At 69.2% G+C, this 23,104-nt stretch carries 19 protein-coding genes; 7 read left to right on the top strand and 12 right to left on the bottom strand.

Annotated features, from left to right (window positions below; translation table 11 throughout):
* Positions 1-253: 253 nt before the first annotated feature.
* The gene (locus HFP89_RS10530) at positions 254-952 is read right to left on the bottom strand and encodes a DUF4097 domain-containing protein (protein WP_168717622.1); all 699 of its coding nucleotides are present in this window, start codon (positions 950-952) and stop codon (positions 254-256) included.
* Between the two features lie 359 nt (positions 953-1,311).
* Between HFP89_RS10530 and HFP89_RS16330 the strand changes: the two genes are divergently transcribed.
* Positions 1,312-3,489, top strand: coding sequence for a tetratricopeptide repeat protein (locus HFP89_RS16330; protein WP_168717623.1), 2,178 nt, complete (start codon positions 1,312-1,314; stop codon positions 3,487-3,489).
* On the opposite strand, the gene HFP89_RS10540 is transcribed toward HFP89_RS16330, so the two are convergent.
* Positions 3,418-4,173 carry a hypothetical protein gene (locus HFP89_RS10540; protein WP_168717624.1) on the bottom strand — a complete coding sequence of 252 codons (756 nt, stop codon included), beginning with the start codon at positions 4,171-4,173 and terminating at the stop codon, positions 3,418-3,420. The two genes, HFP89_RS16330 and HFP89_RS10540, sit on opposite strands and share 72 nt — an antisense overlap.
* A 272-nt stretch (positions 4,174-4,445) precedes the next feature.
* On the opposite strand from HFP89_RS10540, the gene HFP89_RS10545 reads away from it, so the two are divergent.
* The gene (locus HFP89_RS10545) at positions 4,446-6,371 is read left to right on the top strand and encodes an FG-GAP repeat protein (protein ID WP_168717625.1); all 1,926 of its coding nucleotides are present in this window, start codon (positions 4,446-4,448) and stop codon (positions 6,369-6,371) included.
* Between the two features lie 63 nt (positions 6,372-6,434).
* Positions 6,435-6,749, top strand: coding sequence for a hypothetical protein (locus HFP89_RS10550; protein ID WP_168717626.1), 315 nt, complete (start codon positions 6,435-6,437; stop codon positions 6,747-6,749).
* A 10-nt stretch (positions 6,750-6,759) separates the two neighbouring features.
* Here the strand turns inward: HFP89_RS10550 and HFP89_RS10555 are convergent, their stop codons facing one another.
* Positions 6,760-7,470, bottom strand: a complete 711-nt coding sequence (locus tag HFP89_RS10555; protein WP_168717627.1) for a cytochrome b/b6 domain-containing protein — start codon at positions 7,468-7,470, stop codon at positions 6,760-6,762.
* A 68-nt stretch (positions 7,471-7,538) separates the two neighbouring features.
* Complete coding sequence (locus tag HFP89_RS10560) at positions 7,539-8,021, bottom strand: cytochrome c (RefSeq protein ID WP_168717628.1); 483 nt, start codon at positions 8,019-8,021, stop codon at positions 7,539-7,541.
* Positions 8,022-8,269: 248 nt separating this feature from the next.
* Here HFP89_RS10560 and HFP89_RS10565 point away from each other — a divergent pair, with 248 nt between their 5' ends.
* Together HFP89_RS10565 and HFP89_RS10570 are read left to right on the top strand one after the other, a co-directional pair.
* Positions 8,270-10,480: a toll/interleukin-1 receptor domain-containing protein gene (locus tag HFP89_RS10565; protein WP_168717629.1), complete on the top strand. Its 2,211-nt coding sequence runs from the start codon at positions 8,270-8,272 to the stop codon at positions 10,478-10,480.
* Between the two features lie 261 nt (positions 10,481-10,741).
* A complete protein-coding gene (locus tag HFP89_RS10570; protein WP_168717630.1) occupies positions 10,742-12,487 on the top strand; it encodes a hypothetical protein in 1,746 nt (581 codons plus the stop codon).
* A 17-nt stretch (positions 12,488-12,504) separates the two neighbouring features.
* On the opposite strand, the gene HFP89_RS10575 is transcribed toward HFP89_RS10570, so the two are convergent.
* The 8 genes from HFP89_RS10575 to HFP89_RS10610 are packed head-to-tail and all read right to left on the bottom strand — an operon-like array spanning position 12,505 to position 19,669.
* Entirely contained in the window at positions 12,505-14,244 is a 1,740-nt protein-coding gene (locus HFP89_RS10575) for a complex I subunit 5 family protein (protein ID WP_168717631.1), read from the bottom strand.
* A complete protein-coding gene (locus HFP89_RS10580; RefSeq protein WP_168717632.1) occupies positions 14,241-15,704 on the bottom strand; it encodes a proton-conducting transporter membrane subunit in 1,464 nt (487 codons plus the stop codon). Before HFP89_RS10580 ends, HFP89_RS10575 begins: the two co-directional genes overlap by 4 nt.
* Entirely contained in the window at positions 15,701-17,173 is a 1,473-nt protein-coding gene (locus tag HFP89_RS10585; protein WP_168717633.1) for a proton-conducting transporter membrane subunit, read from the bottom strand. The genes HFP89_RS10580 and HFP89_RS10585 overlap by 4 nt, the downstream gene beginning before the upstream one ends.
* Entirely contained in the window at positions 17,170-17,595 is a 426-nt protein-coding gene (locus HFP89_RS10590) for an NADH-quinone oxidoreductase subunit K (protein ID WP_168717634.1), read from the bottom strand. The genes HFP89_RS10585 and HFP89_RS10590 overlap by 4 nt, the downstream gene beginning before the upstream one ends.
* Positions 17,592-18,530, bottom strand: a complete 939-nt coding sequence (locus HFP89_RS10595) for a hydrogenase subunit MbhD domain-containing protein (RefSeq protein ID WP_168717635.1) — start codon at positions 18,528-18,530, stop codon at positions 17,592-17,594. The genes HFP89_RS10590 and HFP89_RS10595 overlap by 4 nt, the downstream gene beginning before the upstream one ends.
* Positions 18,530-18,832 carry a monovalent cation/H(+) antiporter subunit G gene (locus HFP89_RS10600; RefSeq protein ID WP_168717636.1) on the bottom strand — a complete coding sequence of 101 codons (303 nt, stop codon included), beginning with the start codon at positions 18,830-18,832 and terminating at the stop codon, positions 18,530-18,532. The genes HFP89_RS10595 and HFP89_RS10600 overlap by 1 nt, the downstream gene beginning before the upstream one ends.
* A complete protein-coding gene (locus tag HFP89_RS10605) occupies positions 18,825-19,148 on the bottom strand; it encodes a monovalent cation/H+ antiporter complex subunit F (protein WP_346775230.1) in 324 nt (107 codons plus the stop codon). The genes HFP89_RS10600 and HFP89_RS10605 overlap by 8 nt, the downstream gene beginning before the upstream one ends.
* Positions 19,145-19,669: a Na+/H+ antiporter subunit E gene (locus HFP89_RS10610; RefSeq protein WP_168717637.1), complete on the bottom strand. Its 525-nt coding sequence runs from the start codon at positions 19,667-19,669 to the stop codon at positions 19,145-19,147. The genes HFP89_RS10605 and HFP89_RS10610 overlap by 4 nt, the downstream gene beginning before the upstream one ends.
* Positions 19,670-20,022: 353 nt before the next feature.
* Here HFP89_RS10610 and HFP89_RS10615 point away from each other — a divergent pair, with 353 nt between their 5' ends.
* Positions 20,023-22,098 (top strand): S9 family peptidase, encoded by a 2,076-nt coding sequence (locus HFP89_RS10615; RefSeq protein WP_168717638.1) that lies wholly within the window; start codon positions 20,023-20,025, stop codon positions 22,096-22,098.
* A gap of 137 nt (positions 22,099-22,235) precedes the next feature.
* Positions 22,236-22,607, top strand: a complete 372-nt coding sequence (locus HFP89_RS10620; protein ID WP_168717639.1) for a hypothetical protein — start codon at positions 22,236-22,238, stop codon at positions 22,605-22,607.
* The last annotated feature ends 497 nt before the right edge of the window (positions 22,608-23,104 follow it).

The raw sequence follows: 23,104 nt of genomic DNA on the forward strand, positions 1-23,104 counted from the left end.
GCGAACCCGGGATCTCCCTCTGTTGGCGCCACGGTTCGACGGGCAATTGCGTCACGAGGTCCCGGGTTCCGGCTTCGCCGGCCCCGGGACGACGAAGAGTTGGTGGGCGCCAGGGTCCGACGGGCGATCGCATCACGAGGTCCCGGGTTCCGGCTGCGCCGGCCTCGGGACCACGGGGAGAGGCAGGCCGGCGCCGGGCTCTGGGGGCGGTCGCCTGGACGAGCGCCCGCCCGGATTCGGCAGACTGGCTGGCTCAGTCCGATTCGCCGCGGCTGCGGATGCCTTCCAGCGTGACGCTGCCGCTGCCGTCTTCGCGCAGTTCGAAGTCACCGGCGTCGCGCACGGTGATGCTTCCGCTGCCGTCGCTGATGGAGACCGTGCCGGCGACCTGGCTCGCTTCGATGCTGCCCGAGCCGTCGTCGATTCGCAGGTCGCCTCCGACGCCTTCGATCGAGATCGAGCCGGAACCGTCTTCGACGACGACGTTGCCGCCGATCGACGCGATCGTGATGCTGCCCGAGCCGTCCTCGATGTCGAGATCGCCGTCCAGGTCGCGGACGCACAGGCTTCCGGAGCCGTCCTCGATGCGCAGCTGCATCGTTCGCGGGACGCGGATCGCCAGGTCGATGTAGTCGCTGGTGCCGAACGAGCCCGAACCGGTCTCGGCGACCAGCCTGGCGCCGTCGTTGCCGTCGGTCTCCAGCAGCAGCCGGTAGTCGTCGTTGGCCGAGCGCTGGTAGATGCGGGCTTCGACCAGGATCGAATCGCCGTCGTGGCCTGCCACGGTCATCGGCCCGGCGCCGGCCTGGATCGCCAGTGCGCTGCCCGGGGCCACGGTGAGTTCCATTTCGCGGGTTTCCTGCAGCGTCGGCTCGCCGAACGAGCAGGCGCCGAGAAGCAGTGCGGCGGTCGCGGGAAGGACGATGCGGTGGACAGCGGAGGGTGCGGACATGGTGGGCTCCGGCGAGAGGGGATGCTGGCGCGTCGGTCGGGTGGATGGGCCGGCAATCCAGTGTACCCCGACATTGCCCCTGTGACATTCGGAGTGTGACCGAGTCGATCGTGCAAGGCGCGACCCGCAGCGAATCGCAAGCTCTCTGCACGGGTCGGAACGCAGCCATGTCGACTCGCTGAACGGAACAGGATGACCGACGGGGTACGCCGGCATCTCGCCCACCATCGGACCCGGAATCAGGTCGTCTCCCCCGGCAGGGTGGGTGTGCGCGCGAGCAACCGGGCCGGCGGGCACGCTCTGGAAGGCCGAAGACTCCACGGTACAATCGATACCCTCTGGATGCGGAGCTCGATCGCGTGCGTTCCTTCCTCCACCAGCTCCGCCGCCGAAACGTGCTCAAGAGCATGGCGACCTACCTGGTCGCGGCGTGGTTGATCGTGCAGGTGCTCGACGTGGTCGGGCCGCCGCTGGGGATGCCGCCCTGGGTGATGACCTTTGCGGTGATTTCGCTGGCGGTGGGGTTTCCGATCGCGGTGGTGATTTCGTGGTTCTTCGAGTTCGGCGCGGGGGGCTTCCGGCGCGAGACCGATGACGACCGGTCGCCGGCGCCACAGGCGTCCAGCGGGGTGTTCAGCTACGTGATCATCGGCATGCTGGCCGCCGCGCTGGCGGTGTCGTTGATCTCGCGCGACGGCGGGCCGATGATGTCGACCGCCGAGGCCGCCCCGAACACCCTGGCCATCCTGCCGCTGGCCTCGCTGGGCGTCGGGGCGGCCGGAACGGGCTTCGTCGAAGGGCTGCACGACGACCTGCTGACCGTGGTGTCGCGGATCGGTGGCCTGAAGGTGATTTCCCGGACTTCCGTGCTGCGCTTCGGCGACGGCGAGCACTCGATTCCGGAGATCGGCAGGACGCTGGGCGCGAACGCGATCCTCGAAGGCAGCGTGCAGGTGGCCGGCGACCGGATCCGGGTCAACGTGCAGTTGATCGATGCGCGCACCGACGAGCACCTCTGGGCCGAGATCTTCGAACGGCCGTTCGAGGTCGGCGCGATCTTCTCCATCCAGCGCGACATCGCCCAGGCCATTGCGGCCGCCTTGAGCGTGGCGCTGACCGGCGAGGACGAAGGCGCGATCGACCGCCAGCCGACGACCGACTTCGAGGCCTACAGCGCCTACCTGCTGGGCCGCCAGCGCATGGCACGGCGCACCGGCGATGCCCTGGCAGAGGCCGAGGCCTTCTTTCGCCGCGCGATCAGCCTGGACCCGGTCTACGCCGAGGCCTGGGCCGGACTGGCCGAAGTGATCGTGCTGCAGCACGACTACGCCGGACTGGATGCCGATACCGTGCAGGCCCGGGCGATGCCGGCCGTCCAGCGCGCGCTGGACCTGCAGCCGGAACTGGCCCGGGCGCACGGCGTGCTTGGCGACCTGCGCCGCGCCAACAACGACATCCAGGGGGCGGAAAGCTCGTTCCAGCGCGCCCTGGCGATCAACCCCAACGATTCACTGTCGGCGCACTGGTACGGCGTGATGCTCTACGGCCAGGGCCGCTTCGCCGACGCCCTGCAATGGCATCGCCGCGCGCTGGAGCTGGACCCGCTTTCGGTCACGATCAGCAATAACGTCGCCCAGGACCTGCTGGCGCTGGGGCGCATCGACGAGGCCGGCGCGCAGTACCAGCGCAGCCTCGAGATCGACGCCGGGTTCGTGCCCACCTATGCCCACCTCGCGCAGCTCGAGCGCTTCGGCCACGGCCGGCCCGACGAGGCGGTGCGGCTGCTGTACGCGGCCCATGAACTGGACCCGGCGCACAGCGAATACCCGGCGTTGATGGCCGAGGCGCTGCTCGAGCTCGATGCCCCCGACGCTGCCGCCCGCTGGGCCGAGCGGGCCACCGCCAATGCTGCCGACCACTGGTGGCCGTCCCGGGCGGCGATCCTGGTGGCGCTGCGCCGTGGCGACGCGGCTCGCCTGGCGCTGGCCCTCGACACCTATGCGCCCAATCTCGGCGCGGCGACCTGGCTGCCGCTGTCGCTGCGAAGCGATCTGCTGCTGGATGCCGGCGACCTGGACGGTGCCCGCGAGCTGTTCGTCAACGCCCTGCCGGAGTTCCTGGCCGACCCGCCGCAGGTAGCGGGGAACACCTTCTACCTGGCCCCGCTGCTGGCCGTCGTCCACCAGGCGCGCGACGAGCACCCGCGCGCCCGGATGCTGCTGGAAGAAGCGCTGGTCACGCTGCGGACCCTGCGCGAGGAAGGCTACGAGGACTTCGACCTGGCCGAAGTCGAGGCCCACGCGCTGCTGGGCAACCGCGACCTGGCGCTGGACCTGCTCGAGGCCCATCTCGACCAGGACTGGATGAGCCTGTGGTGGTTCATCTTCGAAAGCCGCACCCTGCAGGCCCTGTCCGGCGACCCGCGTTTCGAGGCGCTGGCCGAACGGGTCCGGCAGCGGATGCACCTACTGCGCGACGGGCTGGAGCCGCGTTACCTGGCGATGGCGGCGCGCGACGATCCGGAACGCGAGCGCTGAACCGAGGTCGCCGGATGGCCGGCTCGAAGTTGTCCCGAAGCCGTTGTCGGGCGCCAGGTTCTGGCCAAGCGTTGCGCTGCCGTGGTCAACCCAACCATCCCAATCTCCTGGATCGCTCACAGGGCAATCGGCATCTTCAAAGCCAAGAGGCGGTGTTGAAAGGTCATGTTGAATGATGATGGAAGCGAACTCCTCATGGTCACGATCATAGGTCGGTGATAGTTCGGACAGTCGCATCCCGAATCCGGTCAGTCCTTGTGCATGCGCGAACGCAAAATCCGCGCCGGGGTCCGGCCCGCGGTAGTCGACCTGAAGCGGCGTGTAGTCCGGTGTCGCCGATGGCGGCGGAGCAACTCCGGCCGGATGGATGCCGACATACTCGATTTCCGAACGGGTGAGGAGATCGTTGTAGGCCGCGAGGAACTGGCTGCCGCTCAGCGCCTGCGAGAACTCAACAGTATGAAAACCCTCGAAGTCGGGCTGGGTCATGCCGGTGTTCTGCTCGGCGAGGGCGATCATTGCATTGAGATTGGGGCAAGCGCCTGCATCAAGTCGTTGCCGGAAGCTGGCGCTGTGGCTCTGTGCAAGCGTTGCGACGGGCTTGAAGTTCCAGCCGCTATCGGAGACCAGCTTGCCGGACTCCACTCGCGCCAGTGCCGAATCAACGAACTTGACCGAGAGCACATACTCCGAAGTTGCATCCGAAAGTGCCGTGATACCATCGATAAGGGCTTGGGGGAGCGGCTGGTTCTGAAGCGTCTGTCGCGGAGTCAGCGCCAGTGCAGCCGTGCTCAGTAACAGAAGTGCAACAACGGCGAGGCAGTGTCTATGAAGGTTCTCGAAGGTTCTCGAAGGTTCTCGAAGGTTCTCGAAGGTTCTCGAAGGTGGTGCAGTGCTTGCATGATGGTGTCCTCCTACTGCGACGGAGGGCCTGCACGACCGCCGCATCGTGGTTGATGATCGTGTTGTTCGCAAGCCCCGTAGTCGATGCTAGTGCAGGACGCACGATCGATCAAGCCCCGTTGTTTCCGCCGGTCATCGATCCGAACGATCTGCTGCCTGCCAATGGAGGGGATGGCAAAGCAGGGTTCGTCGTCAACGGGGCGTTTGCAAATCAGCAGATTGGGAACGCTGTCGCGCTTGGCGATTTCGACAACAGCGGTCGGGCGGATCTGTTGAGCGGATTCGTGACCTTTGCACCGGCGGCAGTTTCGCCGCCGTCCGGCTTTTCCTTGCTGTTCGGACAGCCCTCGATCTCGATGCAGTCGGACGGACTGGAAACCGGTCCATTCTTCGCTGATCCCGACGCTGATCCGGATCTTCTCCGTCTTGCACTCGAAGATGGCGATGTGCTACGCGGCCAGTTGGGTTGGCGCACCCGGAATCTCGGTGACCTCGACGGCGACGGGATCGATGATCTTGCGATCGTGGTCCGGCAAGAACGCTTGGGGCCTGTCGAGGCGGGGGTTGTTTTCGTGCTGTACGGTGGCCCGGATATCGGCGACCGATTCGCGAGCTTCCTTGAAACCTTGCCGGAATTCGGAGGAAACGGCGATGGGGGCTTCGTGCTGCGCGGCAACCAGAAAGTCGATTTCCTGGGTGTGGATGTTGGCAGTGGCGACGTCAATGGTGACGGTCTGATCGATCTTCTGGTGCTCAGCAATCGGCAATTGGAGCCGGATCGTCTGGAAGGGACTGCCTACGTGATCTATGGCCGGCCCGGTCGCAGCATGCCGGCCGCAACGAGTCTTGATGAGCTGTTGGACGAGCCGCCGACGACGGGGTTTGCGATCGTGGCCCCGGTGCCTGAGGCTCCCTTGACGGGTTCGCTGGATCTGGGATTCCAGGGCGCAAGGATCGTGCCCGATCTGAACGGCGACGGCCTCGACGATATCGTCATGTGCCGGGCCAGACCACAGTTTGTTGGCACGTTCTTCAACGGCGAGTGCTATGTCGTGTTCGGTCGCGCAGGCGCCAGTCCGTTTCCCGCACAGTTCGATCTGGGCGGTCTACTGGCGCGCAACGGCGGCGACGGCTCGCAAGGCTTCGTGATCGTCGGCCGCGAAGAGGAAACCATCGGTAGCGGCGACGCGCAACGTGATCTCAATAGCTATGGCTTCGACGGCGTCGGAGATTTCGACGGCGATGGCTTCAATGATCTGCTGATCAGCGCGCCCACGGGCAACGAAATCGGCAAGGCTTATCTGTTCTTTGGCCAGGACGAGTGGCCGGCCGAGATCGATCTGCGCGAGGGGCTGGATGTCGTGCGCAATCAGGTGCGTCTGACGGAATTCCAGCGCTTCTTCGACCCGCCTGCCGATCGCTTCCGCTTCGGTCAGTTCGTCGGCGGGATCGGTGACATCAATGACGATGGCCGGCCGGACATCATGATCAACGCCGAGCCGCCGGTGCTGGAGGATACCGGTGCCTGGGTGATCTTCGGCCACGCCGATCCCGACGATGATTTCGTCGTCGAAGGCTTGCTGCCGGAACACGGCGGCGACGGCAGCCGTGGATTCCTGATCCGCGATTTTGGTGGCCAGTTCGGCACCAAGCTGGGCGCCGGATCGGCCATGGCCGGCGGCGATTTCAACGGCGACGGCATCGATGATGTAGCACTGGGCAGCTGGCTGGCCAATCCCGGCGGCCGCACCAATGCCGGTCGGGTGGTGGTGCTGTACGGCCGCGGCCCGATCAGCCGCGAGATTCCCGCGCTGGGTGGGGTGGGGCTGCTGGTGCTGGTCGTTTTGCTGCTGGCGGTCGCGCGTCCTCACCGCAGCGATGGCTACGCTTCCGGCTCGCTCGGTCGCCGATCGTTACAGCCACAGCCACAAGAGCTGACAGCCCCTCGCGACAGACGGGTGGTGAATAAGGCGGGTTGAAGCCGGGCAAGACAAAACGTCTTCGGGTTTGCCGTTGGACACGGATGCCGCTACATTGCGCGCATGAGTCGATCGATCACCATTCATCAGGTCCCGGACGAGATCTGCGACGCGCTGGAAGCCCGCGCCTCGCGATCCGGACAGTCGCTGCAGGACTATCTGCTTGCAAGGCTGGTCCGGCTTGCGGGCGCGACGGATCCGCAGCGATGGATGGCGCGGATCCCGGCCCGCATTGTTCATGAATGCACTCGCGCCCTTGCCTGGTCCTTGTCCGCACAGCGAATCTTCCTCGCTCGGAAATACAGCATGGTAGTCCGCTCGGTCGGAAAATCCCCCTGTGCGAACGATTCCCGGCGCAATCATCGCGGCGATTCATGAATAATGCGGACTAGTACCAGACCTCCCCCACCGCCGGCTCCGGCGGCGCAACCACGAGCAGCCACCAGGCCAGGGCGGCAACGGCGATGATCAGGATCAGCGCCAGTGCAGTGCGCGAGCTCTTGATCGAGGCCGATTCCGGCACGCGTTCGGCGGGCTTGCGGCCGGTGATCATGGCGCGGGTCAGCCGCTGGCGCTTGTAGACACGGTAGAACGCGATGGCCAGCAGGTGCAGGGCGATGACGATGCCGACCGGCCAGGCCAGGCGGTGGTGGATGGTGCTGGCGAGGTCGGCGGTGTCCTCGCTGACGGCGACGAACCAGGGACCTTCGTAGAGGATGTCGTCGCTGATGAACAGGCCGCTGGCCGACTGCACGGCAAGAATTGACAGAATGACGACCACGGCGATGGCGCCGAGCGGGTTGTGGCCGGGAGTTTCCGGGGCGTCGCGCCGGGGCAGGGTCTTGATGTAGGCAAGCAGTGTCTTCGGCCCGGTCAGGAAGCTGGCGAACCGCGCATGGCGCGGACCGACGAAGCCCCAGACCAGGCGGAAGATCAGCAGGCCGAGGGCGGCCTGGCCGAACCGGAGGTGCCACTGTCGCCAGTCGAAACCGCCCCATTCGCCGGTGATCCACGCCCCGAGCACCGCCGCGGCGAACAACCAGTGCCAGAGCCGCAGCGGCCAGTCCCAGACGCGCCGTTCGCCGGTTGCCTCGGTCATGTCCGAACCTGCCCGCTACCCGTTCGCGAGTCCGGCCCGGCGACGCCGGTCGGTCGCGGGCTCATGCCTCAATCGTCGACGCGGAAGTCGTCGTGGCAGCTTCCGCAGGTGCTGCCCAGGCGACCGATGGCTTCCTTGATGGCCCCTTCATCGCCGGAGGCCGAGATCTCGACCAGCGCGGTCGCGGCATCGATATTGGCCTGCACCTTGGCCGCGAAGTCTTCGGGGTTCTCCCAGATCACGTCCAGCGCTTCGGTCTCGACATCGTTGCCGCGGGTGTCGGGGCCGAAGGCGTCGGACAGCATCTTCGACAGCGCCAGCAGGCGATCGGCGTTGGTCGTCACGCGCTCGCCGTCGAACTCGATGCGGTCGCGCGCCATCGCGCCGAGCGGTGCCATGTTCCAGGCCATCAGGTGCAGCACCGACTGGCGCGTTTCCACGGCGCGCTCGGCCTGGTCCTGGGGCAGCTCGGCGCGGGCGCTGCCGGGAATCGTTGCGGCCAGCACGGCAGCCAGCACGGTGCCGGAGAGGAAGGATCGGCTTCGGATCATGGTTCGGTTCTCGCGATGGTCCAGGGTCCTTTCATAGCACAGACTGCAGCTTGCGCGCGTGACACGCTCGTTCGGCGGACCGGTGCCGATCCGATCGCCAGCGCCCCGGCCCGGTCCCGGCGCAGGGTCGAATCGGGCGCGGTCTGCAGGTGGTCTACAATCGAATCGTCGTTCGGCAACGCACTGAGCGGCCTCGAGGCGCCCGATCATCGGGCACGGACCGGCCTGCGGCCGAGGGAGTCGCCGAGATGACGCGTCGTTACCGGGCCTTCATCAGCTACAGCTGGGCCGACAAGGCCTGGGCAGGCTGGTTGCACCGGTCGCTCGAAACCTACCGCACGCCCAAGGGGCTGGTCGGCCGTGACACGCCGGTCGGGCCGGTGCCTGCGCGACTGCATCCGATCTTCAAGGACCGCGAAGAAGAAGCCGCGGGCCATGCCATCCGCGCATCGATCGAGGCCGCGATGGCCGATGCCGAGTTCCTGGTCGTGGTCTGTTCACCCCGTTCGGTGCGTTCGACCTGGGTCAACCAGGAGATCGCCTGGTTCAAGACGCACCGATCGAAGTCCCGCATCCTGGCCCTGGTCGTCGACGGCGAACCCGGCATCAGCCTGACCGAAGGGGTGCTTCCCCAGGATTCGACGCGCGAGTGCTTTCCGCCGGCGCTGCTCTACCAGGTCGACGACCGGCTCCGGCCCACGTCCATGGCCGAGGACCTGCCGCTGGCCGCCGATGCCCGCCGCCGGGGCGACGGCAAGCGGCTGGCCCGGCTGAAGCTGGTCGCCGCGCTGCTCGGTCTCGGGCTCGACACCCTGCTGAAGCGCGACGATCGTCGTCGTGCCACGCGCCTGCGCTGGAGCGCGATCATCATGGGTACGATCGCGGCGAGCATGTCGGCGCTGGCCGTCGTCGCGGTCCAGCAGCGCGACCGGGCGCGCGCGATGCAGGCCGCGGCCGAGGTCCAGCGCGACCAGGCCGAGGGCCTGATCGAGTTCATGATCGACGACCTGCGGCACAAGCTGGAAGACGACGTGCAGCTGGAAGTCATGGCCGACATCGCCAGTCGGGCCCAGGCCTACTACGTGGTCCAGACCGGGGTGCGCATGGACGACGATGCGCTGGGCCGACGGGCCCGCGTGCTCGACCTGCTCGGCGACATCAAGCAGGATTTCGGTGATTCCGGCGCCGCGCTGGACCTGCTGCGCGAGTCCGTGGCCTCTTCGGCGGAGTTGCTTCGCCGGGATCCCGGCAATCCGCAGCGCATCATCGAACAGGCCCACGGCCTTCAGGGCCTGGGCGGGCTGAGCTATCAGCGCGGCGAGATCGCCGAGGCCGAGGCGTTCATGCGCGAAGCCGTGGCGCTGACGGCCCGGCTGCGCGCGCTGGAACCCGATGAACCCGAGTGGCTGGGCGAACACGGCTCGGCGCTGGTCAATCTCGGCGCGATGCGCTTGAATTCCAATGCGCTGGACGAAGCGGTGGCCAGCTTCCGGGAGGCGGTGGACATCAAGCGAGCCGTGCTGGACGTTGCGCATCATCGCGACGCGGCGCAGTACGACCTTTCGCTGACCCTGGCCTGGCTGGCGCGAGCGCTGTTCGTCCAGGGCGAGCTGGACGGCGCCCTGGATGCCTGGAGCGATGAAGAGGCGGTCATCGCCGATATGCTGAGCGACGATGAGGTGAATTATCCGGTGATCCGGCGGCGCGCGCTCAATCGGATCAACCGCTCCGAGGCCTTCCTGCTCGCTCGGGAGGCCGAGGCCGCGCTGACCCTGGCGCAGTCCGCGGTCGGCGATGCCGATCTGTTCCTGGACGCCAATCCGTCCGACGCCCGCGGCATGGAAACCGCGGCGCGTGCCCGGCTGGTCCTGGCCAACGCCTTGCTGGTGCTGGATCGGTTGGACGCGGCAACGGTGGCCGGTGCCCGCGCGGGCACCCTGGTCGACCAGTTGATCGAGATCGATGCCGAGCGCTACGCGTGGTCCGGCCCCTTGAGAGGCTCGGAGCAGGTTCTTGCAACGACGCTCGCGGCCCGCGCCTCGCCCGATCCGGCGGCCTGTCGAGCCGCTCTTGCATCGATCGCGCCGGAGGCCGAACGGCTCGATGCCCTGTCGGCGAATCGTCCGGACGACGCGGAGATCGCGGCGATCGCGGCCCGGGCCCTGCTGCTGCTGGGTGACGCCGCCGCGCTGGACCGGCGGCACGACGAGGCGCTCGCCTTGTGGGAGCGCGCGGCCGTGCGCGTGCGGGCCGCCGAGGCGGCATCCTCACCGTCCAACCCGGCCAGCCGCCAGGTCGCACACGATCTCGAGCTTCGCCGGCGTGAACCTTCCGCGGTCGTGGAGACCGCGCTGTGCGGCCCGCCGTCGGGCATCGCGTCGCCGGGAACGAACGAACCTTCGCCGATGGCGACCACGAACAACGGAGTGAATCGGCATGGATCGGACGGTCCCGAGTGATGATCAGGGCGTGGCGGCGTTCCCCGGATTCCGTGCTTGTCGAGTCCCTCGGGTGAGCCATGCCGCGCTTCTCGGGGAGGGGCCGGCCACCCACGGGACCGGCTTCGGCGGCTCGCCCGGATCGACGGCGAGGCGGGCATCGAGCGTGATCCGGCCCGATCGGTGTTCGCCCGGAAGCGGCCTCCAGCGGATGGGGCGGTGCGGCCGATCCGCTGGTGGAGGCCGCTGGCCTGCGAATCGATTCGGCCGCCCTGGCCCGCGATGAGCGAGTCGGGCCGAAACGATCGACTGCCGCTGGTCATTGCCGTGACCGGGCACCGCAACCTGTGCGCCGACGAACGCCCCGGCCTGCACCGTGCCGTTCGCGAGTTCCTGATCGAGATGCGCGACCGCTTTCCCGACCGACGGCTGCAGCTGCTCACGCCGCTGGCAGAGGGCGCCGACCAGCTGGCCGCCGATGTCGCGCTCGAGCTCGAGCTCGAGGTCATCGCCGTTCTGCCGATGGAAGTGGGGGCCTACCGCGCCGACTTCGGCACCCCGGCCAGCCTGCGCGACTTCGACCAGCGGCTGGCCCGGATGCACGAAGTGATCGAACTTCTGCACGTCGACGGCGGCACCGCCGATGCGCTCGAGGCCACCGGCTCGGAGCGCGATGCGCAGTACGCCCAGCTGGGGGTGTTCCTGGCTGCTCATTGCCACCTGTTGCTGGCGATCTGGGACGGAAAGCCCAGCGACCACATCGGCGGCACCGGTGACGTGGTCCGGTTCCACCACGACAGCCACATGCCCGGCTACACCGATTCGGTGTTCGCGACCCAGCAGATGCTGATCGACGATGAAAGCGACCTCGTGTATCACGTGGTCTGCTCGCGCGACCAGGACGGGGGTCGACCGGCTCCGGGGCTCGTGCCGCTGGAGACCTGGTGGTACAGCAAGGACGCCGAGGCGCCGCGCAGTCGGTCGATGCCGGCCCAGCACGAGGCGATCTTCGCGCGCAGCGCCGAGTTCAGCCGCGATCGGATGCGCCATGCCGAGCTGATCGAACAGGACGCGCACCCGCTGGCCGGAACCGCCGGATCGTCCGGCTTGCCGGCCCATGTCGCTGCGATCGACGACTTGTTCTGCACCGCCGACGTGCTGGCCGTCCACTACCAGCGCAAGGTCCTGCGAACGCTGCGAGTGACCCATTTCCTGGCCTTCTTCATGGGGCTGAGCTTCATTCTCTATGCCGATGTGCAGACCGAGCGCGCGTTCATGGTCGTCTTTCTCGGCCTGTTCATGGTTTCAGCGGCGATCCAGGCCGTCGCCAAGCGCGGTCAGTGGCACCGCAAGTACCTCGACTATCGGGCACTGGCCGAAGGGCTGCGCGTGCAGTTCTACTGGGCGGTGGCCGGCGTGTGCGACGAAAACGACTCGCTGTTCGTGCACGACAACTTCCTGCGCACCCAGGACCCCGAGGTCGGCTGGATCCGCAACGAAATGCGGGTCGCCGGTCTGCGCAGCGATGCGGCCCGGTCGCGCGAGCAGCGCGGGCTGGAGTTCGTGCTCCGCGAATGGATCGGCGACGACAGCGGCGGCCAGCTCGCCTACTTCAATCGCCGCACGGCCGACCGGGTGCGCTGGAATCGCCTGACCGAGGCGCTGGGCGTCATCAGCCTGCTGACCAGCGTGGCGATGATCCTGATGGTGGTCCTGATCGGGGACCGCCTGTCCGAGGCCTGGATCGGCCCGCTGCTGGCCACGATGGGTGCCTTGCTGCTGGTCTACGGCATTCGCCAGGGCTATGCCTACGCGCTGGCCGAGAAGGAGCTGATCAAGCAGTATCGATTCATGCAGCGGCTGTTCGGCAACGCCCGCCTCCGGCTCGATCAGGCCGCCTCGCCGTTCGAACAGCGCCACATCCTCCGCGCGCTGGGACGCGCCGCGCTGGACGAACACAGTGAGTGGCTGGTCATGCACCGCAGCCGCTCGGTCGAGCAGAGCGACATCTGGAGAATGGGCAGCTGACGCCGACCGTCAGCGATTCACAGCGCGGCGCCGATCGCGACGACGACGAGCACGCCGATCAACAGGATGCCGGCCACCGGCCAGCGTTCGAGCACGCCCTCCAGCGCCGCGGACAGCCGACGAATGCGCCGGGCCTGCCAGGCGGGAATGCGGTCGGGACCGATCGATGGACGGCGGTGGAAGGCCTCGACGAGGCGCTCGACCAGTCGTTCGAGCGGGACCACGAGGTCACCTTCGGGCACGTCTGGACGCTTCGGATTGCGGGCCGTGACGAGGCGGCCGATGCCGACGGCGAGCGCCGCACCGACCAGCACCGGCCAGAGCGCGGTCCAGATCGACACCGGCTTCAGCAGGTAAGCCAGCGACCGCGGGTCGTGGTCGGACCAGAGCAGCCACGGCAGGACAAGCGCAGCCAGGCCGCAGGCGACGACCGGGATCGTCATCGCGAGCGGTGCACCGCCGTCGTCGTCGCGCGCCTCGGTCCGGGCGGCCAGGAACAGGTAGCGGGCGAGGATCAGCGCGGTGGTGATGCTCGACAGGCCGACGATCAGCTGGATGGGGTCGTCGAAGGCCGGCTTGATCGCGGCCTTGGCCAGCGCCCCGCCGGTGCCGGGCAGGCCGGCGATGGAGGCGGCGACCAGCGCGACGAAGGCCAGCAGCAGCCAGCGTGAGGCGCCCCGGGTGAGCGGCAGCAGACCGACGGCCAGGAACAGCGCGCCCTTGGCGAAGCCGTGGTGCAGGGCGTAGAACGTGGCCGACTGGATCGCGCCGCTGCGGTCGGCCAGCAGGCCGGCGCCGACGGTGGCGGTGAGCAGGCCCATCTGGCTGACGGTGGAGTAGGCCAGCACGGCCTTGATCCGGGCCTGGCCGAGTCCGAGCAGCACGGCGAGATAGGCACCGGTGAGCCCCAGCGCGATCAGCACGCCGCCGGTGATCGCATCGCCCTCGGGCAGGAAGCGCATGACGCCGATCAGGCCGGCCTTGACGATGGCCCCGGACAGCACGGCCGAGGCCGGCGTCGGCGCGGCCGGATGGGCCAGCGGCAGCCAGACGTGCAGCGGCATCAGGCCGGCCTTGATGCCGAAGCCGGCGATCAGCAGGCCGATCGCCAGCGTGCGCAGGGCCGGCGCCATCGAATCGCCGGCCAGTGCGTCGCGCATCGCCGGAATGGCGGTGGCGTCGGCCCCGGCCACGACCAGCACGAATCCGATCAGCAGCATCGCCTCGCCGAGGATGGCCAGCACGATGTAGACCCGCGACGCGCGCAGGGCCTCGCGCGTGCCGTCGTGGACGACGAGAAAATAGGACGCCAGCGAGACCGCGGCGAACGCGACGTAGAAGGTCACCGCGTCGGCGGCGAGGAACACGCCGAGATTTCCGGCCAGCGTCAGACACCAGAAGCCGCTGAAGATCGCCGGCTTGCGCGGCGTAGTCATGTAGGCCGCGGCGTACACGCCGGCGGCCAGCCACAGCGCGGCGGCCATGCCGAGCAGCACGCGGCCGGTGGCGTCCAGTTCGAGCTGGACGCCGAGCAGCAGGGCGGGAACGCGGGTGACCGCCTCGTCGGGCGGGACCAGCGCCAGCCACAGCGCCGGCAGCGGCGCCAGCGGCAGCAGGCGGATGGCGTGCTCGCGCAGCGGCGGCAGCGCGGCCAGCGCGCCGATCAGCAGCGGCCAGGCCAGCGCCAGCAGCGGCAGCAGGGCGCCCTGCCACAGTGGCCAGACGGCGGCGAATTCGAACAGGCCGGTGTCGGTCATGGCGAGTAGGTCCTCTCGACGATCAGCGAGGCCCAGGCCAGCGGGCTGACGGCCGAGCCGGCGAACAGTCCGACGGCGATCGCCGCCAGGCCGGTGAGGACGGCCGGCGCGACGATGCCGAGCGGACGCTCGCCCGGCCGGTCGCCGCTCGCCGATTCGACGAACCAGATCCGGTACAGCAGCGGCAGGAAGTAGGCTGCATTGAGCAGCGTCGAGGCGCCGAGCACCCCGATCACCCACGGCGCGCCGACCTCCAGCCCGCCGATGCCGAGGTAGATCTTGGTCACGAAGCCGGCCATCGGGGGCAGCCCGATCATGCCGAGCGCGCCGAGCGAGAAGCACACCGACGTCCAGGGCATGCGCGCCCCGATGCCGTCGAGCTGGTCGATCCGCCGGATGCCGGCGCGCTCGTCGTAGATCCCGGCGCAGAAGAACAGCGTGATCTTCATCAGCCCCTGGTGGACCAGGTGGGCGAGGCCGCCGATCAGCGCGAACGGTCCGGCCAGCGCCGCGCCGAGCAGGATGTAGGACACCTGGCTGACGGTGGAATAGGCCAGCCGCCGCTTGATGCCCTGCTGACCCAAGGCCTTCAGCGAACCGTAGATGATGGTGATCGAGGCCAGTACGGCCAGCGGCATGCCGAGACCCAGCGCGGTGACCTGCTCGATGCCGAACACGTCGTGGATCACGCGGACGAACCCGAACGCGCCGGCCTTGACCACGGCCACCGCGTGCAGCAGCGCGCTGACCGGCGCCGGTGCGGCCATCGCCGCCGGCAGCCAGCCGTGCAGCGGCACCACGGCGGCTTTCATGCCCAGCCCGATCACGAACAGCACGAAGATCACGCGCAGCGTGTCGGGATCCTGGCCGGCCAGGTCCGGGCCACCGGTGAACTCGATCGGGCCGGCCAGGTTCTGCAGCCACAGGATGGCCAGCAGCAGCACCGTGCTGGACGGCAAGGCGTAGCGCAGGTAGGTGCGGCCGGCGGCCATCGACTCGGGGTTCTGCTTGTGGACGACCAGCGGCCAGGTGCTCAGCGTCAGCAGTTCGTAGAACACGAAGAAGGTCAGCAGCGAACCGGCCAGTGCGATGCCGGTGGTCGCGAACACGCAGAGCCCGAAGAAACCGAAGAAGCGCGACAGGTTCGGCTTGCGATCGAAATAGGCGATGGCGTAGATCGTGGTCAGCAGCCACAGCAGTGCCGACAGCGCCAGGAACAGCAGCGCCAGCGCATCGACGCGCAGCAGCAGGAACTGGCCGGGCAGCAGGTCGAAGCGGACCTCGTGGAACGTGCCCTGGGCGACGTCGACCAGCAGGTAGACGACCAGGCCGAGCTTGGCCAGCGCGCCGCCGAGGTTCAGCGTGTTCCGCAGGCGGTGCTGGTCCTGGTCGAGGAAGAACGTCAGCAGCGCCGGGACCAGCGAGGTCGCCAGGATCAGCAGCGGCAGCCACTGGCTCACGGCAGCCCGCCCATCAGTTCGGCCGGACCGGCCGAGAACAGTCCCAGCCCGAGCGCGGCCAGGGCCAGCGCCATCGGCAGGGCCTGGCGCCGGCGGGCCACCGGCGCAAAGCCGGGGGCGTCCCCGTCCGGGGAGCGCCAGGCGGCAGCCAGCGGCCGGAACAGGTAGGCCGCGGCCAGCAGGCCGCCGAGCAGTACGACCAGCGCCCAGGCCGCTGCGCCGCGCTCGAACGCCGCCTCGATCAGCAGCAGCTTGGCAACGAAGCCGCCGCTGGGCGGCAGACCCATCAGCGAGATCGCGGCCAGGCCGAACGCGAACAGGGTGATCGGCAGCGCCCGCGCGGTGCCGGCCAGCCGCTCGAGCCGGTCGTGGCCGGCGGCCTCGATGATCAGGCCGGCGCACAGGAACATCGCGGCCTTGGCCAGCGCGTGCGACAGCGCCTGGAACAGCGTGCCGCGCCAGGCCGCGTCGCCGCCGGCCGGATCGAGCGCGCCGGCGGCGGCGACCAGCGGGAAGACCAGGAACAGGTAGCCGAGCTGGGCCACGGTGGAGTAGGCGATGATCAGCTTCAGGCGCTGCTGTCGGAGCGCCATCAGCGAGCCGTGCAACACTGCCGCGGCGCCGAGCCCGCCGAGCAGCAGCGGTCCGACCGGCCCGGCGCCGTCGGGCTCGGCGTCGAACCAGAGCCGCAGCAGAATGTACAGCGATGCCTTCGGCACCAGCGCCGACAGCACGGCGCTGGCCGCAGGCGGCGCGCCGGCGTGGGCCGGCGGCAGCCAGACGTGAAACGGGAACAGCGCGGTCTTGGCCGCCAGCCCGGCGGTCATCGCGGCCAGCGCCAGCAGATCGCTCGGGTGCCGGCCCAGCTGTCCGGCCAGCAGCCCCAGGTCCAGCGTGCCGTGGGCCGAGTACAGCAGCGCCGCGCCGAGCAGGTACAGCAGCGAACCGGTCAGCGCGAACAGCAGGTAGCGCAGCGCGGCGGCCAGGGTTTCCCGGCGGCCTTCGATGCCGACCAGCGCCACCGCGGCCAGGCTGGCCAGCTCCAGGCCGACGTACAGGTTGAACAGGTCGCGCGAGACGAAGATGACGTTGAGTGCGCCCCACAGCAGCAACAGCAGCGCCCAGAAGGTGTGGACCATCGGTCCGTCCCGATCGGCGCCGGCCTTGGGTCCGGTGATCCAGTGCACCGCGTACAGCACGACGGCGGTCATGATGACGGCGGTCGTGGCCAGGAACAGCACGGCGGGGCCGTCGGCCGTCAACCGGATGCCGAGCGGCGGCGTCCAGTGGCCGACCGCGATCGATACGGCGCCGTCGGTGGCCACGCGAACCGCAAGCCACAGCGCCGCGGCCAGCGTGGCCAGTGCCGCGGCGACGGCCACCGGCCCGCCGTGGCGGCCGACGGCGACGGCGCCCAGTGCGCCGAGCAGCGGCAGCGTGAGCACCAGCGCCAGCAGCGCCGGGCTCACCGCGCGGCTCCTTCCCGCTCGTTGCGGCGACGGTCCCGGCCCGGGATGCGCCGGTCATGTCCCGCGTCGTCGCGCGCGTCGTCGTCGCCGCGCTCGTCACGCTTGCCGCCGCCCGGTGTATCGCTCGGCAGGCCTTCACCGCCGCCGGCGCCGGCATGGGCGACGATCAGCGCCAGCGCCAGCGCGGTGGCCGAAACGGCCACGACGATGCCGGTGATGATCATGGCCTGCGGCACCGGGTCGGCATAGGCGATCTCGCCGCGCCGGGCCAGCGCGCCGAACAGCAGGAAGATGCCCGCCCCCATGACATTGAAGGCCAGGATGCGCCGCAGCAGCTGCGGCCTGGCCAGCAGCCCGTACAGGCCCAGGCCGATCAGGCCGGCACCGCACAGCGCATAGGGCATCCAGATCGGCAGGTTCATGGGTCGCGTCCGCTTCGGTCTTCGGGGGCGCCGAACACCAGCATCGCCAGGGTGGCGGCGATCGACACCGCCAGCAGCGCCTCGAGACCCAGCAACAGCAGCTTGGCCCGGTCCGGCGGGAAGACCAGCACGCTGTCGGCCAGCAGCCCCGCCACGGCCAGCACGACGAACGCGACGGGACCGGCGAGCAGCGCCGTACGCAGCGTCCGGTCATCGACGCGCGGGGCCGGCAGCAGACCGGCCATGACCGTCACGATCCAGGCGGCGGCCAGCACCGTCCCGCCCTGGAACGCGCCGCCGGGTCGATGACCGCCGACCCAGACCAGGTACACACCGATGACCAGCGCAAGGGGAGGAAGCACGCGGCCGAACTGGGCCAGCACGCCGTCGGGCCGCGTTCGGTGGGCGCGGCCGGCCCGGCCCGGCCAGTCGATCTCGCGCGCCAGCGTCCAGACCCCGAGCAGGGCGGCCAGCAGCACCAGGGTTTCGAGCAGCGTGTCCCAGCCGCGAAGGTTCAGCAACACGGCGGTGACCGGGTTGTCGGTGCCGGTCAGGGGCAGCTGTTCCATGACCTCCGCCTGCAGGCCGGTCGACAACGGCAGGGCCGGAATCGCCAGGACCAGCCCGGTGGTGACCGCCGCGGCGCCGACTCCGGCGCCGGCACGCAGGACCGGATGCGGCGCGGGTGCGAGGGGCGGCTCGAGCGCCTTCAGCCGCGAACGGGCGACGAGCAGCAGGACGCCGGTCAACCCGGCCCCGATCGCGGCTTCGGCCAGCGCGACATCGACCGCGTCGAGCCGGAGCCAGGCCAGCGCCAGCAGCAGTCCGAAGGTGATGAAGAACACCACGGCCATGAAGCCGTGCCGGCCGAGCACCGCGAAGGCGGCAATGACCAGGACCAGCAGAGACAGTGCGAGGTCGAACGGCGTGGCCATCAGCGTTCCGTCGAATCGGGAAGGCCGTCGTCCGGTTCGACCGCGACCCGGCCGACCAGCTGCGCCGCCGCCCCGGCCGAGAAGATCGCCAGCGCCCAGACCAGGAGGAGCTTCAGCAGCGATCCGAGGTCCGGCACCTGGAAGGCCAGGCCGAGTGCAATCAGGCCGAGCCCGAGGTTGTCGGCCTTGGTCAGCGCGTGGAGCCGGCTGGGACTGTCGGGAAACCGGATCAACCCGACGCTGCCGGCGGCGAAGAAGCCGAGGCCGAGCCCGATCAGTGTCAGGGTCAGCGCATCAAGCATCGGTGTGCTCCGGTGGGCGACTCGCCGGCTCGTGCTCCGGTGCATCCTCCGGATCGCCGTAGCCGGCCCGGCGCACGCTCTTGGCGAACGCCACCACCGACAGGGCGGCCAACAGCGCCAGCACCAGCGCAACGTCCAGCATCGCCCAGTCGTCGCCGGCCGCGGCCAGCAGCAGCACGATCGCGATGCCGCTGGTGCCGACCAGTTGAGCGGCCATCATGCGATCGGCCGGGTCCGGGCCGCGGGCGATGCGCCACAGCGCGACGGCGATGGTCAGAAGCAGCCCGGTGGCGACGAGCAGGTAGGCCTCGATCACGGGGATCGCGGGGCGGCGGGGGCGCGGTCTCCGGGGCGGTCGGCGTGGCCCAGCGCGCGGCCCAGCCGGGCCTCCTCGTCGGCCATGGCCTCGACGACCGGTTGGCGCTCGTCGAGCAGGTGGACGAGGTAGCAGCCGTCGCGGCAGCCGGCCACCAGGGTGCCCGGCATCAGGCTGAACTCCGCGCCGATGATGAACCGGCCGCCGGCCGGAAGACGGCACGGCACGGCGTTCCACGCCGGCGCCAGCGGCAGGCGAGGATCCAGCGCTCGGCGCGCGACGTCGATGCCGCCGAGCAACGAGCGCCAGACGAAGCCGGGCAGCAGGCCCAGTGCTCGCCACGGCGCGCGGGACGGCGCCGGCCGAAGCAGCCGAAGGCTCAGCGCGGTGGCGCCGAGCACCGCGACCGCCCCGAACGCCAGGCCGACCGGGTCCGGCCCGGCCAGCACCAGCCAGAGCAGCGCGAACAGACCCGCTCGAGTCGCGCCGGTCGTCCACGAAACATTCCATGAATCGGCCATGCCGGTATCGTACCCGAGGCCTCGCGGGTCGCGCCCCCCGGCAGCGGTGCCGAAGATCGATAGGCGGTGGGCACGGTGGCGGTCGGGTTGCTTGGCGGGTTCGCTCGGCTTCCCCCCCCCCCGCCCCGGCCTCCGTCCGGGATGCGGATGAACGGGGGCGTCGATGCCGCTGGCGCGCAGGGCCTTGACCATGTCACTGCACTCGGAATCGGATTCATCGCGGTCGCCCAGGTCCGGGCGCTCGACCTCGAGCAGGGCCGGTGATCATGGCGGGACGCGGTGGCGGCTGCAGCCCGGGACCCGGACATCGATCCGATAGACTGGCGGGCCGATTCGATCCTGGAGCTCGACCCATGCCGCGATTCCATCGCTTTGTTCTGGCCACCGTCCTGACCGTGGTCGCCTCGCCGATGCCGGCGCAGGACGGCCAGCGGCCGAGCTTGCAGTCGTCCGATCTGTTCGACCTGCAGTACGTGCGCGAGGTGGAGATCTCGCCGGACGGCGAGCGCATCGTCTACGTGCGCATGATCCACGACATCATGACCGACCGGGCGGTGTCGAATCTATGGGTGGTCGATGCCGACGGCGGCAACCACCGGCCGCTGGTGTCGGGTCGGGCCAGCGCGTCGTCGCCGGCCTTCTCGCCGACCGGCGATCGGCTGGCCTTTGCTGCCGAGGACGGCAACGGCAAGACGCAGCTGTTCGTGCGCTGGATGGATTCCGGCGATACGGCCGTGGTCACCAACCTGGTCGAGCCGCCGTCGGACATCGCCTGGTCGCCGGGCGGTGAGATGATCGCGTTCACGATGCGGGTGCCGGCCGAAAAGCCGTCGCTGGCCGACGCGCCGACCAAGCCCGAGGGCGCGGTGTGGGCGCCGGACCCGGTGGTCATCGACTCGGTGGTCTATCGCTTCGACGGGCGCGGCTACATCGACCCGGGCTTCGACCACGTGTTCGTTGTCCCGGCCGAAGGTGGTGCGGCGCGTCGGCTGACGACGGGCGACTTCAACCACGAAGGTCCGCTGGCCTGGATGCCGGACGGATCGGCGCTCGTGTTTTCGGCCAATCGCGACGACAACTGGCAGTACGAGCGTGACGAGTCCGACCTGTACCGCGTGTCGCTGGACGGCGATCTCGAACGGCTGACCGACCTGCCCGGCGTGGAGTCCGGACCGACCGTTTCGCGCAACGGCGAGCACATTGCATTCGAGCGCGACGATCACGGTTCGCGCCAGTACTCGGTCGAGACCATCGCCGTGATCGACGCCGACGGCAGCAACCCGCGCGTGCTGACCGCCGAGCTGGATCGCACCACGGCCGCCCCGAAGTTCGGCGCCGACGGTCGACACGTGTACTTCAGCTACGACGACCGTGGCGAGCGCAAGGTCGCACGGGTGGATCTCGATGGTGAGATCGAGACGCTGGTCGAGCGGATCAGCGGCACGACGATCGGCCGGCCGTACCTCTCCGGCGATTTCTCGGTGGCCGACGACGGCACCGTCGCCTTCGCTGCCGGCACCGCCCAGCGCCCGGCCGACGTGCACCTGCGCAGCCGCCGCGGTGACCAGCGTCAGCTGACCGACCTCAATGCCAACCTGCTCGGGCAGCGCGAGCTGGCCGAGGTGCACGAGATCGTCTACACATCGACGGTCGACGGCACCGAGATCCAGGGCTGGTACCTGACCCCGCCGGGCTTCGATCCGGAACAGGACTATCCGTTGATCCTCGAGATCCACGGCGGCCCGCACCTGGCCTACGGCCCGCACTTCTCGGCCGAACTGCAGCGCTTCGCCGCCGAAGGCCATGTCGTGTTCTACGACAACCACCGCGGCTCCTCGTCGTACGGCGAGGATTTCGGCATGCTGCTGGAGTACAAGTACTCGTCGGAAGACGACTTCGGCGACCACATGTCGGGCATCGACGCGATGATCGAGCTGGGTTTCGTCGATCCCGAGCGGCTGTTCATCACCGGCGGCTCGGCCGGCGGCATCGCCACGGCCTATGCCATCGGTCTGACCGATCGCTTCAAGGCCGCGGCGGTGGCCAAGCCGGTGATCAACTGGATCTCCAAGACCCTGACCGGCGACACCTACACGACCCAGATCGAGCACCAGTTTCCGGGGCTGCCGTGGGACGAGTTCGAACACTACTGGGAGCGCTCGCCGCTGTCGCTGGTCGGCAACGTGACCACGCCGACGCTGCTGATCACCGGCGAGGACGACTTCCGCACGCCGATGTCGGAAACCGAGCAGTACTACCAGGCGCTGAAACTCCAGCGCGTCGACACCGTCATGGTCCGCCTGCCCGACACCGCCCACGGCATTGCCAGCCGTCCTTCGCGCCTGATCGCCAAGATCGACAACATCCTGGCGTGGTTCGAGCGCCATGACGGAGGGGCGGGGAACCGTGAACTGAAACCCGAAACCTGAAACCCGAAACCGCCGTCGTGCTCGAATCGGTTGTGGCAGGGCCCTGGCGCACTTGCAGTCGGCCTTCGGAATGCCTACGCTCGATGCTGTATTCGGCAATCCGAACCGCGGGCGATTCGGCGGTGGGGAGGTCCATGATGAAAACGAGTTCTTCATTCCTGTTCGGTGCCGCTCTGGCGATGGCCGGCGCGCTGGTTCCACCCGCTGCGGCGCAGGTCGAAGGCGCAAGCGACGCCGCGGAGGCCGATCGCGACATGCGCGAAAGCCGGGCCGCGCTGACCGCCGGGCTGGACCGGATCGTCGAGCGCAGCACGCTGGAGTACGGGGAAATCCGGATGTCGCGCGAGATCGCCGTGCTGGGCGAGGAGAGCGGCCCGAATGCGTCCTGCACCGTTGCCGTCATGGTCCGCACCCCGCAGTTCGACGGCATGACGATGGAAGCGACCGCCTCGACCTGCGAGAAGGCGTCGGCGATGGTCGTCGAAGGCGCCGAGGCGCTGGTCGAGTAGGCGGACTTCGCAACGGAACCGGTCGGCTCCCCGTTCGCCCGGCACAGCCGGCCTCCCACAGCGCTTCGATCGAGCGGCGGAGACGGGTTCGACGGTGGGAGGGCGGATCTCCGCGCAACGATCCTTCCGTCGTTCCGGGGCGCCGAGCAGGCGAACCCGGAGCCTGCCGATGCCGGCGCTTCGGTTCGATGGGCGATTTCGTCACGAGGTCCCGGGTTCGCCTTCGGCGCCCCGGGACGACGGAGGTGTGGAACAGGTCCCGGGTTCGCCCTCGGCGCCTCGGGTCGACGGAGGTGTGGAACAGGTCCCGGGTTCGCCCTCGGCGCCTCGGGTCGACGGAGGAGTGGAGAGCGCGCTCGGCTCGTTTCTGCGTTGGGAAGGGGGTTCCGCGCGAAGCTATTCCCGTCGTTCCGGGGCGCCGAGCAGGCGAACCCGGAGCCTGCCGATGCCGGCGCTTCGGTTCGATGGGCGATTTCGTCACGAGGTCCCGGGTTCGC

Origin of the sequence: Wenzhouxiangella sp. XN79A (assembly GCF_012272825.1) — a bacterium.
In the GTDB taxonomy this organism is placed as follows: domain Bacteria; phylum Pseudomonadota; class Gammaproteobacteria; order Xanthomonadales; family Wenzhouxiangellaceae.